Genomic DNA, 16,055 nt, shown 5'->3' with positions numbered 1-16,055 from the left:
TGGGAGGGGGAGTTAAGAGGTGTCTTCTTTCGGTTTGCTGAGCGGGGCTCGGCTTCGCCGAGCCATGGCCGGCCCTTCGGGCCGGAGTCCGGCGCTGCGCTCCGGACTCGTTCGGGTTTCGCTGCGCTCCACCCGAATGGCCTGCTTCGCAGGCCCGAGTGACTCCGTTTCACGGAGTCCGGTCCTTCGGCCCGTTGGGCGGGTCCGCTCCGCTCCCCCACCCGGGTCCTTCCGGCTTCGCCTTCAGGACCAGCCCGCTCCGCGGGCGCCGGCAGCGGTGTCAGTGGTGCCGGTTAGGTTTCCTTTTGACGGGGTCGGCAGCGAAGCCTCCAGCACTGGAAACCCAACGGCAGAAACCTCCTGGCCTGCTCGGGGGCGGCCATGGCCTAACCGGCGACCGGGGCAAAAGGGCCATGCAGGCGCTTGCCAGCACCGGCCCCGTCACCACTCAGAAGCCGCTTCAGGGCTGGCATAGGCTGTACAGGCCGCGGTGGGGGCAGGTAGCGCAGAGGTCGACGCGCCCCCCTGCAAGGGGGATGACGCCGGTTCGAATCCGGTCCGCCTCACCGCGTGCTCTCAAGATGACCCCGTTTCACGGGGTCGTATCCTGGGGCCTGTTGGGCGGCTGGCTTGTCCTCAGACCCAGTACCCGCCGCAGTTGGCGTCGCATTCGCAGGGTTGGGGTTCCACGTCCGGTGCCAGGATCAGCGGGCCCAGTCTTCGCACCAGTTCCTCGTCGTCCAGGTGGCCTCCGAACCGGTCCCAGGAGGCGATGAACCGTCCGGGGGTGAGGCCGAGGTCGAAGACCGTCGTAAACGTCGCGATCATGCAGAAGGAGATCGCGCCGTCACGGTCGACCGGATCACTGATGCGGGTCTCCAGGTCGCCTCTCAGCCAGGTGAGCATCTCCAGTGTGGACGCCCCTCCGATCGCCTTCTGGCGCAGCGCCTGCTCGATCTCCCGCTGCTCGGCTCCGTAACCCATACCCCACCCCTTCGAAAGAACCAGCCCACAAAGCAGTGAGCTTCTTCGATGTGGCCACCGATCGGGTGACGGTCGGTGAAGCGCAACGAGCGAGGCCCCTGAGCTGTTGATCGAGATGTCTGACGTCTCAATCACGTTGCTCGGGGGCCTCGTTGGTCATCCATCCTGCCGCACTCGACCTGCCGCATGCACTCGTGGAGTGGGTCACGATGCTGATCGTCACCCGTGAGGGTGACCGGCGCTGCAAGCTCCGTCCGTCCCAGCGAGCGATGGTGGCACTGGTGTACCTGCGCGAGCACATCACTCTGGCGAAGATCGCCGCCGGGTTCAGGATCAGCGAGTCCACCGCCCATGCCTACACCAGCGCGGTCGTCGACCTGCTCGCCGCCCGTGCACCGGGTCTGCTGAAGACGCTGCGCGACCACGATCCCGACTTCGTCCTGCTCGACGGCACTCTCGCCGAATGCGACCGGGTCGGCGACGGCCGGGCCGACTACTCCCACAAGCACCGCCGCCACGGCGTGAACGTGCAGGTCGTCACCGATCCCGACGGCCGGCTGCTGTGGCTCTCGCCCGCCCTGCCCGGCCGCACCCACGACCTGACAGCCGCCCGCACCCACCGGATCATCCGGATCTGCGAGCGCCAGGGCGTTCCCATCGTGGCCGATCTCGCCTACCAGGGCGCCGGTCCGTGGCTGACGACGGGCATCAAGCGCAGGCCCCTGAAGCAACTGACCCCCACCGAGAAGACCCGCAACCGTGCCCTGGCCGCCACCCGGGCACCCGTCGAACGTGGAGTCGCCCGCCTGAAGACCTGGCGGATCTTCCGCAGGTCCCGATGCAGCCCCAACCGCATGACGTCAATCGCCAAGGCCGTCCTCACCCTGGAGTTGCAACGCTGAAGAAGCTCAGTGATTCAAAATAGTGTTCAGCTTCAGACAGGAGAAGATGGCATGGTGCACTTCGGGTCCCGCGACGGCGTGCAGGTGGACGTCACGTTCCAGGCAGGTTGATGAGGTATCCGTCGCGGGAGTTCTCACGCATGGTGCGCGCCAACTCGGAGATGTGTCGTGCCTGGGTGGCAGACAGCCGGCGCACCTCCCACAGCAGCGCCGCGGCGTCCACGACCTCCGATCTGGGAGGGCCTGGCACCTCGCTCAGAACAATGCCCGTCAGCGCGGCCAGTTCGTACGCGTCGATCCCCAGTAGAGCCGCGAAGTCCGTCACCAAGCGGGACGTCAGTTCCTTGCAACCAGCGCCGATCGCACCGTAAGTGGCCGCCGACAGGTACGTGGGCGTCACCACCGCCAGTGTCTTCGCCATGCCCATCCAGTCCAGATTCCGGTACTGGAGCATACGGATGGCCCAACTGCCCGGACCGCCGGCGAGCGGTGCGAGCCGCTTCGGGACGAATCGGGAAAACCGTTCCTCCTGCGGCAGTGCACGGATGAGCTTGAGGAGTTCACGTCGGCCCGCCGCTGGGAGGTGCACCGCATCCATCACGACGTACGGCACCCACCGCGCGGCTGCGGTGTCCAGCGGCGCCATGTCGTCCGGGACCCCCAGTCCCGCGAGGATGAACAGATCGACGGCATGGAAACCAAGCGCAGTCGCAAGGCACCGGAGCAGCCCCTCGCCTGGGGTCTCCCCCGCGAGCACTGCGCCTACCTCCGCGGTGGTCAACCCGGCCCGGTCGGCAAGCTCCTGCACAGTGAGCTTTCTACGGTCCAGCAGCCGCCCGAGCGTCGAGCCGAAACCAAGGTCCTCCGTCATCCCAGCAGCCTACTCAGAAGCGCGTGCAAGGCGTCAGAAGCCCGTTGCGGGCGTGCGGGTCCACCGGCGGATGGCAGTGATGCCACAGTGGTGTCCGTACCGATGTGTGGAGAGGTGCCGTCCGTCGTACTCGCCGCGTGCGCCGGGGTGTTCCTGATCGGGCCCTGGGGCAGCCACTGGGCATGGTCACTCAAGCTGCCATGCGCGAGGTCGGTGGACCTCGGACGGGCGTTCACCGTACGGCTGCACTCAGTGGAGAAACGACCTGGTCCTTGGTGTGCAGGATCGCTGCCCGCTACGGCCAGGAACCCGGCTGCCTACTCGGCCACTGGCGGTGGAAGAACCACCAGCCCCGACACCCCGGCGGGGCACTTCGCGCGGACACGGAAGTCCTGCTCAGTCCGGTCGGCCGGACCGTGCTGGCAGGACTGAGCGGGGTCGACGAGGAGACACTAAGGCATGCGCTGCCGTCCTGGGACAGCGACGAGGGCGGACTCTCCGCACAGGAAGAGGCAGACGCCCCACAGGCCCTCTGGCGCGTTGGTGGTGCAGTCATCGGGCCGGTGGCGTTCGCCTGCCGACTGTGTACGGCGCGGCGCACCGGGCAGCCGCATCGCGCGGTTCGTTACGCCACACGCTGGGAGCGTGTCTGCAGGCGGCACGGACGCTGGTTGCTCGACGCCGATGCCGACCAGCCGTTGGAGAGCCTCGATCTGCGGAGGGTCCCGGAAGTCGTCGGGGCGCAGCGGCGGTGGGGTGGGGTGTCCCGCCGGGCGCGGCGGGCCGGGGTGGAGCCGGCGGAGGTGTTCGGTCTGGCGCGGGCGGTCGTGTGCCGGTGGTGGGAACACTCCCTGCACTGGGAGCAGGAGCGGATCTGGCCGCGTCGTCTGGAGCAGGTCGCGGGCCGTGGGGCTCGTGGGGACGTTGACCGGTGGCGGGCCATCGTGCGGGACGCGGTGGTCTTCCCCGAGATCGTCGCTTTGGCTGACGTCCTGCTGGACCCGGCCGCCGAAGAACTGGCGTGGACCGACAGCGGTAGGGCGGGGCTGCCGCGCCCGCTCCCTGGGGAAAGCCGGTTCGAGCGCCACCTCGGCGAGCAGGTGGGGCGCCCCTGGCTCGGGCCGCTGGTCGCGACAGATGGTGGCCCGCTGATCACGTGGAAGGCCGCCGTGATCCGCTGGCGATGGCATACACAGGTTGACCCCTACGACGCCGGTCCGTGGAGAGTCAGGGCCGATCAGCAGCCGCCCACCATGGCAGCCCTGCTCCGTGAGCAGACCCGGGAGAAGACCGCGGGCGGCTCCGGTACGAACTGGCGCTCCACCGTGCCTCCCGAGCAACGCATGTGCATCACCAGCCTCATCCAGGCCGCCGGGGAAGAACTGCTCCAGCTGCACGGCGCGCACCAGGGCCGCACCGCCGACGCCGCCCGCCTGCTCCTGCAGCGGCTCAGCCACTCCATCGACCTGCTCGACCAAGCCCTGCGGGAAACAGCGCTCGCAGCGGTGACCGCGGGCGTCGCACTCCACGACGTCGAGCAATGGGCAGGAATCGCCGACTCTCTCCCCCAGGACGAGGACGGCCAGTAGGCAGGGGATGGGCCAGAAGCGGAGTGTGGTGGGCGCGGTACCGCATCCGGCGCTCGCACATGATCAGAATGGGCAAACCGGGCATATTTGTTGGCTGGGGTAGTTGGCTGAGCCATGTGACAGGTGCGTCAGGGGCCAGCAGTGCGGAACCGCACGCGGGTGAGGGGTCCGGGTTCGAGGCGGCGTTCGCCGGGTTCGGCGGGAAGGCCTTAAAGCAGCGGTGGGTGGACGCGGCGGTGACCGTCGCGTTCGAGGACCTGAAGCCGGTCTCGGCGTTCCCCGTGGTCCCCGGCAGGCGCTGGGGACCTGGGCTGTGGTGGTCGGCGACCACCGGACGGCACGTCGCCTCAGGGTCGAACGCCATGCGCGCGCAGCTGATGGTCCTGGACCGCGACCCGGACATCGTCGGCCTGGCCGGGCGGCCCGTCCGTCTGCTGTGGCACGACGAACAGCGGCGGGTGCGGTCGTGGACTCCGCAGCTGTTCGCACGGCGCGCGGACGGGACCGCGCTGCTCGCCGACTGCCCCAGCCACACCGGCGCGGGCAGGGAACGGGCCCTGGCGGCCGCCGTGATGACGGAGCGGGCCTGTGAGCAGGTCGGGTGGAGCTACCGGCGCCTGGAACCGCTCGATGCGGTACTGGCAGCCAACCTGCGGTGGCTGGCCGGCTACCGGCATCCCCGCAACCAGATCCGCCCCGACCTCACCGCCGCCGTCCTCGCAGCCTTCGCACGCCCGCGGCCGCTGATCGACGGCGTCCAGGCCGTCGGCGACCCGATCGAAGTGCTCCCCGCCGCCTTCCACGCGCTGTGGCACGGGCACCTGAGCGTCCCGCTGGAGCGGCCACTACACGAACGGGTCCTGGTCCAACCCGGCATCCTTCCGCCCTCCGCAGCCGTCACGGCCGCGGGCCCGCACGACAAGACCGGCGGCCGGTTCGGGGAGGCGCCGTGACCGCGCCACGGAGCGGACGACCCGGTGTAGCGGTCGGCGCGTACATCCACTTCAACGGTGCGCGGTGGCAGGTCGTCGCGCTGGCGGGGCAGTGCGTGCATCTGGCTCAGGACGACGGGAGCAATGCGGTGGTCCTCACCGGTCACCTGTTCGCCGACCCTGGCTTCAAGCTGGCGGGGGCGCAGGCTGAGCAGGTGCGGCCGGTGCCGCAGTGGGGGCTGTTCGAGACGGCCCCCGCCGCCGCGCGACAGAAGGCGCTGGCCTGGCAGAGGCACATCCGGGAAGTCGAGTGCGGGCGGCCCGGCGGAGCGGACAGCGGTGGAGAGGTGCGGGAGGAGTACGACCCCGCCCGGTGGACGCTGGCCGAGCGGGAGCAGGCCAAGGCCGCCGAGCTCACCGCGCTGGGGTTCGCCAAGGTATCCCGCACGACGGTCCAACGGATGAGGCTCGCCTACCGCAAGCAGGGTCTGTGGGGGCTGCTCGACCACCGCACCACCCGCGGTCCCGCACCGGCGGGACGGCAGGACGAGCGGGTGGCGGATGCGGTGATGGAGGCGTTGCGCCGGCAGAGGCGGCGCTCCAAGGGCACCATCAACGGGCTGTTCCCCCTCGTCGTCCGAATTCTTGAAGACCGGCACGGTCCCGGCGTCGTGCCCGCGCCGTCGCAGGCCACCCTCTACAGGCTCGTCCACCAGCTCGCCCACCCCGCAGACCTTCCCGGCCGCCCTGTGCGCAATCCGCCGATCACCAGCGACGGCCACGGCCTCACCCCGACCGTGGCGCTGCGCCCCGGAGAGCAGGTCCAGATCGACACCACCCGCCTGGACGTCCTGGCCGTTTTCGAGGACGGCAGCGTCGGCCGGCCCGAGCTCACCATCGCAGTCGACGTCGCCACCCGCGCCATCCTCGCCGCCGTACTCTGCCCGTCCAGCACCCAGGCCGTCGACGCCGCCCTGCTCCTCGCAGAGATGGCCATCCCCCACCCCGCCCGCCCCACCTGGCCCGACGCCCTACGGTTCAGCCACAGCACGCTGCTCCCCCACAAGCGGCTGCTGACGCTGGACGAACGGCTGCACAGCGCGGCAGCACGGCCGACCGTCGTACCGGAGACGATCGTCACCGACCGGGGCAGCGTCTACCTGTCGAAGGCGTTCACCGCCGCGTGCGAAACCCTCGGGATCAGCGTCCAGTCATCTCCGCCGTACGCGCCGACCGCGAAGGGCATCGTCGAGCGGACCTTCGGCAGCATCAACACGTTGTTCTGCCAGCACCTGCCCGGCTACACCGGCCCCGACATCACCCAGCGCGGCCCCGACACCCACCGGGAAGCCTGCTACACCGTCCCCCAGCTCCAGGACCTCCTCGACGAGTGGCTCGTCCACTACCACCAGCGCCCCCACGAAGGCCTGCGCCACCCGGTGCTCCCCAGGGCCGCGCTCACGCCGAACCAGATGTGGGCCGCCCTCATCAGCGTGGCCGGCCATGTACCCGTACCACTGACCGGGAACGACTACCTCGAACTCCTGCCGGTGCGCTGGACGGCCGTCACCGAACGCGGCATCCGCCTGCACCACCGCACCTACGACCATGACCTCCTCGCCCCCTACCGCGGCCAGCCCTCCCCCATCACCTCGCGCGGCGGGAAGTGGGAGGTCCACTACAACCCCCACGACGTCCGCCAGATCTGGCTACGCCTCCCCGACCAAACCCTCGCCGAAGTTCCATGGATCCACCGCAACCACACCCACTACCCGTTCAACGAACGCACCTGGCAGCACGTCCGCGCCCAAGCTGTCCGCCACCCCGATCCCGACCAGCACGAAGCCGACCTCGCCGACGCCCTCGACCACCTCATGCGCCGAGCACGCGGCGGAGACGCCACACGCACCGAACACCGCCTCCTGAGCCGCAGCACGGCACCACGGCCGCTCCCGGCACCCGCCCCAGCCCAGCTCAGCGGCCAGAAGACCGCCACCAGCCAAAGGGGCAACGGCCCGGACGGGGACAGCCTCGACGTCCTGGACGACACCGACGACGAACCGTACGAAGCCGAAGACGACGACCCTGCAGGCAACAGCGGCAGACCTGCCCGCCCGTACACCGGACTCGGACTCTACGACGCACACGCGGAAGCACTCACATGGTGAACAACGCCCCGGCAATCCCCGGCACCCGAGGTGCCAGCGTCCACCAAACCGCGGGCCAGGCCCAGCCCGAGGACGACGACCAGTGGGCTCAGCAGTCCTGGCCGATCAGCACTTGGCAGGGCTGGCAGCAGTTCGCCCACACGCCGCCCCCTGTACCGCCGGCACCCAACGACCCCCCTCGCAGCGTTGAGGAGCGCCTGGCTTACCACTCCGCGTTCGTCACCGTCCGCACCCCCGCCATCAACACCCTCGCCACCAGCGTCCGCACCCTCATGGCCGTCGGCCGCTACCAGCAGACCACCGCCCGGCCCTCTCTCATCGTCACCGGGCCCGCCGCCGCTGGAAAGACCACCGCCCTCCTCCACGTCGGACGCACCTGCCACCTCGCCCACACCCGGACCGCCCACCCACCACGCAGGCCATCAGACGTCCAGGTCCCCGTCGCCTACGTCCTCGTCCCGCCCGGAGCGACCGCCAAGATGCTCGCGGCGGAGTTCGCCCGCTACCTCGGCATCCCCATCACCACCCGGATGACCCAGACCCAGATCACCGAGAGCGTCTGCCACACCTACAACCAGGCCGGCGTCCGCCTCGTCCTCATCGACGAAATCCACCGCGTCAACCCCCGCACCACCACCGGCGCCGAGACCGCCGACCTCATCAAAGACCTCACCGAACGCATCGGCGCCACCTTCGTGTACGCGGGCATCGACGTCACGAACACGCCCCTCTTCTCCGGCGTCCGCGGCGCGCAGCTCGCAGGACGCGCCACCCTCATCGAATGCGGGCCACTCCCCGCCCGCCTCGGCAAACGGCATCCCTTCACCGACACCCTCACCGACCTCGAAAACGCCCTCGACCTCCACCACCACAAACCCGGCACCCTCCCCCGCCACACCACCTACCTCCACCAACGCACCGCCGGCCGCATCGGAAGCCTCACACGCCTCATCCGACAAGCCGCCATCACCGCCATCGGTGACGGCACCGAACGCATCACCAAGGAAGCGTTGGAAGCGATCCGCCTCGACCACCACGCCGAAACCCACCAGCCCAAAACCCGCACCCCAACCCGCTAATCAGCCCGCTGACCAGCACAAACACAGCCCAGAACACGAAAAAGCGCCTCGGTCCTTTAGACCGAGGCGCTACCTGCAACACCACAGAAATTCTCAACCAACCTGCAACAACCCCAGGTCAAGCAGCAGCCGACCCCGCGAAAGCCGTTCTCACCCAACCTGCAACACCCCAGCTCAGCAAGCTGCTCATACCGCAACCACCCTCCCCCTCAGCGACAGGCGGCCCGCTCACCACGGTGCCTCATCGAGTGGTCACCTTGGTCCCATTCGATGCCCAGCACCTGGCAGCCACCAACATCGATCCCACCCACATGGAGCGGATGGTGCCACCCGGCCCGCTGGAAGCGGTGGACATCGGTGTGCTCGTCGACCGAAACCATGAGGCCCTTGCCGTGGAGGCGGTCGCGCCAGGCGGTAAGTTCGGCCGCACGGGCAACCGCCTCCGCCACCGGTAGGTCCAGCCACCCGTGTGGCCCGTCGACGCCATGCTGGGCGATCCGCTCACCGCCGAACTGCGCATGTGCGTCGTCCGCGTACAGGCCCCAGTAGAAGACATCGGCGAGCCCGTCAGCCGGCTCGTCGTCCCATCCCCTCCACACATCCAGGCCCACGGCGTCGCCGACAACCATGCCGCACCGATCGACGGGCAGGTGCCCGAGCCAGACCGGTACCGCCCGGTCCGCGGTCTCGGGCCACGGAAGCCCGAGACCCATCTCCAGGGTCGCAATCGTCGGCTCACGGTCGAACGGAGACGGCGAGGTACTGGCCCGCACCATCAAAGACCGGTCAGCGGCTGCCGGAACCGCGACCGCCTCGCACAACCCTTCACGAAGATGGCCCCCACCCTTCGCCGTGGCCGCCCTGGCGCGCTCGGACAGGGGCAGACCCAGCTCCCGCCACTGATCGATCCAACCGGCCATACCAAGCACTAGCACACCCGACGGCGCAGTGACTTTCCCCAGGTCGACGAAGATCTCAGAGGGCGTTAAGTCCCTTTCTGGTAGACGCCTCGTCGGGGTTGAGTGAGGAAGCCTTGGCGGGTGAGGCGTCCGAGGCGACTGCGGGTGACGTTTAGGGCGGGGTCGTCGGTGGGCATGCCGAGGAGTTCGTGCAGGTCACGGACTCGAAAGTCCTGGTCGGGGTGCTGATTGAAAGCGTTCACGATGGCCTGGTAGGCGGTGGACTGCTCGGTCGACTGGGATGGGGTGCCGCCCGGCGCGAATTCCTCGAAAACCTTTTTGGCGGTGGACAGTTCGGCCAGCCGGGCCTCGGCCTCGTCCAGGGCGGTGGTGAGGTGCTCGATCTGCCGCCGCAGGTCGTCGGCCCTGGCCGCGGCCCGGTCGTGCTCGGCCTGCAGGCTGGTGAGGAGTTCGGTGAGGTCGTTGTTCATGCGGCCGCCACGAACTCGTCGCGCCAGGCCGGGGACGGCGTGGCGAGGCGGCGGGTCATGTTCGCGGTGGCCGCCCAGTAGACGCGGGAGGCGGAGTTGTCGGGCCGGTGGTCGTACTCGCGGACCAGGCGGCGGTGGAGCATCAGGATGCCGTTGACCTGCTCGACCACCCACCGCTTCGGCTGCGGGACGAACCCTTTGGCCTTGTCGGCGTTGTTGCGGTGCACGGTCTCGACGGTGATGCCGAGCAGGGCGCCGTGGATGACGGTATCGTCTTTGAACCCCTGGTCCACCAGGGCCTTCTCCAGCCGGTTCCCGCACCGCTCGGCGGCCTGGGTCAGCAGGGCAGTGCCGGCGGCGTTGTCGTGGGCGGAGGCGGCGAGCACGACGACTCCGATGATCAGGCCCAGGACGTCGACGACAAGCCCGCGCTTGCGGCCCGGCGTCTTCTTATTCGCGTCCAGCCCCGTCGTGGACTTCGGCACCCCGGCCGCCGCGCGGACGGACTGGGTGTCGATGACCACGAGGGACGGGTCCTCTAATCGCTTGGCTCTCTCCCGCACCTGGCAGCGCAGCAGTTCCTGTATTCGCTGGTCAAGGCCGTCCTGCCGCCACAGCGTGAAGTAGTAGAACACCGCCGACCACGCGGGCAGGTCGTGCGGGAGGTAACGCCACTGACAGCCCGTTCGGTTCTGATAGAAGATCGCGTTCACGACCTCCCGCAGGTCACAGGAGCCCGGATCCCCCGTCGCGGACCGCGCCACCCGATCCTGCTTCCAGGACTCGATCATCGGCCTGACCAGGTCCCACTGCTCGTCCGTCATGTCGCTCGGATACACCGGTCTCTCCATACGCCGCAGGAGATCACCCGGACTTCACCCCGCACTCCAGTACGTCGAACAATCACACGAACAGGTGATCACGAACCGCGGATAACGGGACTTAACGTCCTCTGAGAGCGCAGTGCTTCGCATTGCGGCCAGGGCCTCCCTTTTGGGATGTGTTCCGTGACAGGCTCCGCAGCAAGCGAGCAGCGGGAGGGCCAGATGCAGGAGTTAACGCCGGAAGACCCGAGGACGATCGGTCCGTACCGGTTGTTGCGCCGACTGGGCAGCGGCGGTATGGGCGTCGTCTATGTGGGGCGGGGTTTCGATGGTCACACGGTCGCCGTCAAGGTGATCCGGCGGGAATTCGCTGACGATGCTGAGTTCCGGCGCCGATTCGGCCGTGAGGTGCGTGCGGCGAAGCGTCTGTCGGGGCCAGGACTTGTTCGCATCGATGACGCTGACACGGAGGCGGCACACCCATGGTTCGCGACCGAGTTCGTCGCCGCCCCCTCCTTGGGTGAGGCCGTTACGCGTCACGGCCCTCTGGAAGCCCGTTCCTGGAACGTACTCGCCCGACGACTCGGCGCGGCCCTGCAGACAGTGCACGGGTCCGGGCTTGTGCACCGGGACTTGAAGCCGGCCAACGTCCTGCTGTCGCGCACCGGACCGCTATTGATCGACTTTGGCATCGTGCGTGCTCATGACGACAGCCTGCTCACCGGTTTCGGCCAGGCTATCGGCACCGTGGGCTATATGGCGCCCGAGTACCTTACGACTGGCCGCGCCGACGAGCGCTGCGATCTCTTCGCGTACGGTGCCGTTCTTGCCTATGCAGCCACGGGTCACCATCCGTTCGGAGCCGGGCCGGCCGCTTCCGTGCAGTACCGGTCGATCCACGAAGCTCCCGACCTGCATGGTCTGGACCAAGGCAGAGCATACCTGTTGTCCGCTCTCCTTGCGAAGAACCCGTACGCCCGTCCGCCGCTGGAGACAGTCCTGCAACGCCTGGGACCACGCGACGACCCTGCCGATGCCTGGCCGCCCGCAGCGGTGCTCGCGGACATCGCTGCCATTGCCGAGAGCTTGCTCAACCTGCGCGGCGCTGAGGGGGCCCCCGAGCACGGCGGTTCCACCGCCGCCGAGCCGGATCCGACCAAGTTGAGGCCCGCCGCCGGCAGGACCGAGCGCTCGCCCGGTGTGGCGGGCCCGGTGGAGGTTGAACCGTGCGCTCCTTCGCAAGCACCGACGCTGTTTCGAAGGCTGCGCTCGGCTTTCGACGGCGATACTGAGTTTGATCTCGCCTTGGTGGAGCGTCTATCCCTGGGGGACGTTGCGGCACGCAGTGGCGGGGTGATGCGAACCATGCTGAACATTCCCGACAAGTGCCCTGACTGTAACGGAACGGGCGCCATTCCGCGCGGGACATGTGGCCGGTGTAACGGGACCGGACTCGCTCTGCAGGCCGCTGAGGTGGCCTTGAGGCTACCGCCCGGATTGAGGCACAACGCCTGGCTGAAGGTCCCCCGGATGGGCGGCGTTGGTCGGGACGGGGAGCGAGGAGACCTGTTCCTCCAGGTCAAACTGAACGGGTCCCAATGAGCGGAAGTACGGGCGCAAGGAGCAAACGTCGCTGCTCAGGCCGACCTCCAGGGACTCAGGGCGAGCGCAGACCATCGCCTTCACACCAGCGACGGCGCCAGCATTCTGCGGTGGGGGTACGGCTCCATAGCGGTCTGTTTCGGTCCTCCTGCGCGGTAACAGACTTTGACCTCGTCCGTCACACCACTGATTCTCCACCCGCGCGACACCCTCACGATCACGCCATCGAGACCCGCTGGCGCAATTACTGACTTCAGCTCGTCAGGGTGACGCTGGTTAGAGGGTCAGGCCGGTGCCGGCTATGAAGCCATCGAGGGTGTCGGGCCGGTACTGGAGGCGTTTGAGCCGGTTTCTAACGAGTGCTTCCAAGCGGTCGAGGGCCATGACGGCGCGGTTGGCCAGGCTGCGTTTGACGTGCGCCCACACGCCCTCGACCGGGTTGAGGTCGGGTGAGTAGGCGGGCAGCAGGAACACCGTCAGCCACTCACGCTCGGCGACGAGGTCCCGCATTCTGCGGGAGACGTGGGTGTTCAGCCGGTCCCACACCAGCACGATCGGCGCTTTGACCAGCTGATGGACGCCGTCGATGAGCGCGATGAAATCGCGCTCGTTCATGCTGCGGCGTTGGCCCTTGCCCGCGGGATGGGTCCGCAGGCGGTGGCACAGCCGGGTCCGGGAGCCAGGCCGCATCGCGATCAGCCCGGCCACCGAGAGGCGTCCCGAACGCCGTCCGCTGACGGTCACGACCGGGGTGACGCCCAACCGGCCCCAGGTGCGTCCCCGGGGCGGCCGCCGGGTGAAGCCGGCTTCGTCCTCGAAGCAGACGTAGCCCCCGCAGGTCGCCCGGGCCCTTTTACCTCCGCCCAGGTCGCCTCCCTCCAGCTGGTCACGGCCTGCTCGTCGCGCTCGGCGACCCGCCGTGCGGGCACCTGCGGGGAGAACCCGAGGCGGTGCATCAGCCGAGTGGCCCCGGAGACGCTGTACGAGACGTGGAACTTCCTGCCGATCAGCGTGGCCACCCGCGATGCGGTCCACACCTGGTCCTCCACCCAGCCGTGCACGGCCGGGCCCTCCTCCAGGAACCGGCATCGATGACGACCTGGTGGTTGGTGGAGTACCGATAGTTCTTCGACCGCTCGGCCACAGTGTGATCCCGGGTGGGCACCAGGGTGCCGTCGACTATGAGAACGGTGTCCTTGGCAAACCGCTTGCGGGGCTGGAGCGCGAGCATCGGCCCCAGGTGGTCGATGATCCGGCCCGCCGCCGACTTCGACACCCCGAACAGCGGCGCGAGTTGCCGCATCGTGAGGTTCGTGCGCCAGTACGCAGCGACCAGCAGGGCCCGGTCCTCCAGCGGAAGGCTCCATGGCCTGCCTTTGCGGACCGCGTCCGCGCCCCCACGTCGCAGCACCGTCACCAGCTTGCCGAACTGCCGCGGGCTCAGCCCGGTGAACGGGGCTATCCAGGACGGCTCCGACGCCGTGATCACACCAGCCACACCAAGATCATTCCAGTTGCAGGCGCTGCCCCGCGTCCTCGATCCTGTGTGCTCGGCAAGCAAGGAGGGCACATGGGACTGGTCCTTTTCCCTGGCGACGGAGACAACAGCAGTCCGGATGTCTCCTGGTCCTACAGCGGCTTCGCCGCGTTCCGGCGGCGTCTGGCCGAGGCCGAGGGGTTCGTCCTCTCCGAGATGTCAGGCTTCGGCGGCGAGCGCCCGTGGAGCGAGGTGTCCACCGTTCTGGAGCCACTCCTCGATCATCCGGATGCCGGCGGCGACGACCTTTCGCCTGCCGAGTGCGCGTCGATTCTGGTCCGGCTGGAAGCGATCACCGACCAGTGGACACAGGAGGGCGGCGACCAGCTCTTCCAGCACACCGAGGACGCCCGCCAACTGGCGGGCGTCCTGCGGCTCTGCATCGAGAAAGACGTCCCACTGTGCTTCCTCTGAAGCCCCGACCGCGGACCCGCTTACGGGACAGCCCTTAGGTCGCCGGCGGCCGCTCACAAAGCTGTCTTCGAGACATGTCTCGAACACAAGCCGCAGTCAGGGCCGTGGGTGCGACCGGTTGGAGGTTGTCTCTCGACCGGCTGGACCACGACCCTGTCGAAGCGTCCGTGCCGCCGGGTGGGGACACCTCACGCGATGCCGGCGATCGGACTACCAGACGGGATCCGCGTGTCTGTTCCGAGGAGAAGCCGGCGGTGAGCACAACTCTGCCTGTCGCCAGGTAGAGGACTCATACCTCTACATACAGGGCATACCAACCGGTCTTGACGAAGCTGCAGTAGGCGGCGCCGGCGTAGGCGTCTCGGAGCGAGTAGCACACCGACTCGCGGTAGACGCCCTGCCGAATGAACCTGGGAGCCACGGCCGGAGTCGCCCGTGTCTGCGAGGCCTGCAGCCCCTCGTCCTGGGCCGTGGCGCGCACGGCCGCGGAAGAGACGGACAGTTCCGCAGCCTGCGACGGTACGTTCAGTAGCCCCATGGTCATGACCGCCCCTAATGCTGTGCCGGCAACGGCACGTCGTACCTGCATTTGGTCCTCCTTGAGTACGTGTCTGGGTTGAGCCGCTCCGCTTCCCCGCCACGGTGTGCGTTCGGTGGCTTTCGGAGCGGCGTTGAGAAGTCTCACTCGAACGGCCTGAAGGGACTCTGAAGCATCCTGAAGACGTTTCAGCTCTGGTTCAGCTTCCGTGCGCGATGCTGTCGGGCATGCGGATTCTCGTGGTCGAGGATGACCGGCGGCTGGCGGAGCTGTTACGCCGCGGTCTTGTGGGTGAGGGCTTCGCGGTGGACGTCGTGCACAGCGGCACCAGCGGGCTGGAGCTGGCGACGCTGAACGAGTACGACGTGATCGTGCTGGATGTGATGCTGCCGGGGCTGAATGGCTTCCGGGTGTGTTCGGGGCTGCGTGAGGCGGGCGTGTGGACGCCCGTGCTGATGCTGACGGCGAAGGACGGCGAGTACGACGAGGCCGAGGGGCTGGACACCGGTGCGGATGACTACGTCACCAAGCCCTTCTCCTACGTGGCCCTGGTGGCCCGGCTGAGGGCCCTTGTCCGGCGCGGCCGGCCGGAACGCCCGGCGGTGTTACAGGTCGGCGACCTCCAGGTCGATCCCGCTGCCCGGCGCTGCCTGCGTGGGGACACTCTCGTGTCCTTGACCGCTCGTGAGTTCGCCGTACTGGAATACCTCGCGGGCCGCAGCGGAGAGGTCGTCTCCAAGAGCGAGGTGATCGAGCACGTGTGGGACGACGCCTATGATGGGGACGTCAACATCGTCGAGGTCTACGTTAGTGCCCTGCGCCGCAAGATCGATGCCCCGTTCGGCTGCCGAACCATCCACACGGTCCGGGGCGCCGGGTATCGCATCGAAGCCGCGACCGCTAGGCAGGGCGGAAGTGGTCAGCGGTGACGCGTCGGCGGTGGCAGCTGTCGATCCGGGCGCGGGTCGCCCTCCTTGCGGCGGCGCTGGTGTCGGTGCCGCTCGTCTTGGCTGCCGGGGCAGGGGTCGTTCTCTGGCGGGAGTCCCTGCTGCGCGACGCGCGCGAGGACACCTTCCGAGCTGGCGCGGCCCCCGAGGACGACGCGTACGGGAAGCCGGTCTCCGACTGCTCATCGTTCCCGTTCGAACGGAACCAACAGGGCGACGCTGTGATCACCCAGCGAACCTGTGACCCCCGGCTTCCTGGCTGGCCCTCATGGATGGGC

The 16,055-nt window shown here is 68.5% G+C and carries 13 protein-coding genes, 1 tRNA gene and 2 pseudogenes; 9 read left to right on the top strand and 7 right to left on the bottom strand.

Features of this window, described 5'->3' with window-relative positions; translation table 11 throughout:
• The first annotated feature begins 493 nt into the window (after positions 1 to 493).
• A tRNA-Cys gene (locus ACZ4VL_RS34735) sits at positions 494 to 566 on the top strand.
• A 70-nt stretch (positions 567 to 636) separates the two neighbouring features.
• Here ACZ4VL_RS34735 and ACZ4VL_RS34730 read toward each other — a convergent pair.
• Positions 637 to 984 carry a hypothetical protein gene (locus tag ACZ4VL_RS34730; protein ID WP_468208227.1) on the bottom strand — a complete coding sequence of 116 codons (348 nt, stop codon included), beginning with the start codon at positions 982 to 984 and terminating at the stop codon, positions 637 to 639.
• A gap of 152 nt (positions 985 to 1,136) precedes the next feature.
• Here ACZ4VL_RS34730 and ACZ4VL_RS34725 point away from each other — a divergent pair, with 152 nt between their 5' ends.
• Positions 1,137 to 1,886: a transposase gene (locus ACZ4VL_RS34725; protein ID WP_468208225.1), complete on the top strand. Its 750-nt coding sequence runs from the start codon at positions 1,137 to 1,139 to the stop codon at positions 1,884 to 1,886.
• 91 nt (positions 1,887 to 1,977) lie between these two features.
• Here ACZ4VL_RS34725 and ACZ4VL_RS34720 read toward each other — a convergent pair whose 3' ends face one another.
• Positions 1,978 to 2,757, bottom strand: a complete 780-nt coding sequence (locus ACZ4VL_RS34720) for a helix-turn-helix domain-containing protein (RefSeq protein ID WP_468208222.1) — start codon at positions 2,755 to 2,757, stop codon at positions 1,978 to 1,980.
• 671 nt (positions 2,758 to 3,428) lie between these two features.
• Between ACZ4VL_RS34720 and ACZ4VL_RS34715 the strand changes: the two genes are divergently transcribed.
• From ACZ4VL_RS34715 to ACZ4VL_RS34700, 4 genes are all read left to right on the top strand, one after another.
• Positions 3,429 to 4,346: a DNA-binding protein gene (locus ACZ4VL_RS34715; protein WP_468208219.1), complete on the top strand. Its 918-nt coding sequence runs from the start codon at positions 3,429 to 3,431 to the stop codon at positions 4,344 to 4,346.
• 224 nt (positions 4,347 to 4,570) lie between these two features.
• Positions 4,571 to 5,299: a TnsA-like heteromeric transposase endonuclease subunit gene (locus ACZ4VL_RS34710; protein WP_468208217.1), complete on the top strand. Its 729-nt coding sequence runs from the start codon at positions 4,571 to 4,573 to the stop codon at positions 5,297 to 5,299.
• Positions 5,296 to 7,446, top strand: a complete 2,151-nt coding sequence (locus ACZ4VL_RS34705) for a Mu transposase C-terminal domain-containing protein (protein WP_468208214.1) — start codon at positions 5,296 to 5,298, stop codon at positions 7,444 to 7,446. Before ACZ4VL_RS34710 ends, ACZ4VL_RS34705 begins: the two co-directional genes overlap by 4 nt.
• A 104-nt stretch (positions 7,447 to 7,550) precedes the next feature.
• Complete coding sequence (locus ACZ4VL_RS34700) at positions 7,551 to 8,525, top strand: TniB family NTP-binding protein (RefSeq protein ID WP_468208233.1); 975 nt, start codon at positions 7,551 to 7,553, stop codon at positions 8,523 to 8,525.
• A gap of 209 nt (positions 8,526 to 8,734) precedes the next feature.
• On the opposite strand, the gene ACZ4VL_RS34695 is transcribed toward ACZ4VL_RS34700, so the two are convergent.
• The 3 genes from ACZ4VL_RS34695 to ACZ4VL_RS34685 form a co-directional block, all read right to left on the bottom strand.
• Positions 8,735 to 9,445 (bottom strand): hypothetical protein, encoded by a 711-nt coding sequence (locus ACZ4VL_RS34695; RefSeq protein WP_468208212.1) that lies wholly within the window; start codon positions 9,443 to 9,445, stop codon positions 8,735 to 8,737.
• 65 nt (positions 9,446 to 9,510) lie between these two features.
• Positions 9,511 to 9,915 carry a hypothetical protein gene (locus ACZ4VL_RS34690; RefSeq protein ID WP_468208209.1) on the bottom strand — a complete coding sequence of 135 codons (405 nt, stop codon included), beginning with the start codon at positions 9,913 to 9,915 and terminating at the stop codon, positions 9,511 to 9,513.
• Positions 9,912 to 10,766: an IS5 family transposase gene (locus ACZ4VL_RS34685; protein WP_468208206.1), complete on the bottom strand. Its 855-nt coding sequence runs from the start codon at positions 10,764 to 10,766 to the stop codon at positions 9,912 to 9,914. Before ACZ4VL_RS34685 ends, ACZ4VL_RS34690 begins: the two co-directional genes overlap by 4 nt.
• Before the next feature lie 156 nt (positions 10,767 to 10,922).
• Between ACZ4VL_RS34685 and ACZ4VL_RS34680 the strand changes: the two genes are divergently transcribed.
• A complete protein-coding gene (locus tag ACZ4VL_RS34680; protein ID WP_468208204.1) occupies positions 10,923 to 12,341 on the top strand; it encodes a serine/threonine-protein kinase in 1,419 nt (472 codons plus the stop codon).
• 276 nt (positions 12,342 to 12,617) lie between these two features.
• Here ACZ4VL_RS34680 and ACZ4VL_RS34675 read toward each other — a convergent pair.
• Together ACZ4VL_RS34675 and ACZ4VL_RS34670 are read right to left on the bottom strand one after the other, a co-directional pair.
• Positions 12,618 to 13,423, bottom strand: a pseudogene (locus ACZ4VL_RS34675) (IS630 family transposase); the annotation flags it as partial.
• Positions 13,424 to 13,425: 2 nt separating this feature from the next.
• Positions 13,426 to 13,839 (bottom strand): annotated as a pseudogene (locus ACZ4VL_RS34670) (transposase family protein); the annotation flags it as partial.
• Between the two features lie 72 nt (positions 13,840 to 13,911).
• On the opposite strand from ACZ4VL_RS34670, the gene ACZ4VL_RS34665 reads away from it, so the two are divergent.
• Both ACZ4VL_RS34665 and ACZ4VL_RS34660 read left to right on the top strand, forming a co-directional pair.
• Positions 13,912 to 14,292, top strand: coding sequence for a hypothetical protein (locus ACZ4VL_RS34665; protein WP_468208201.1), 381 nt, complete (start codon positions 13,912 to 13,914; stop codon positions 14,290 to 14,292).
• A gap of 765 nt (positions 14,293 to 15,057) precedes the next feature.
• Complete coding sequence (locus ACZ4VL_RS34660; RefSeq protein ID WP_468208198.1) at positions 15,058 to 15,759, top strand: response regulator transcription factor; 702 nt, start codon at positions 15,058 to 15,060, stop codon at positions 15,757 to 15,759.
• The last annotated feature ends 296 nt before the right edge of the window (positions 15,760 to 16,055 follow it).

It is taken from the genome of Streptomyces sp. NPDC029014 (assembly GCF_055564695.1).
Note: the sequence above shows the minus strand (reverse complement) of the source record. Positions and strands in the feature narration are given on the sequence as shown.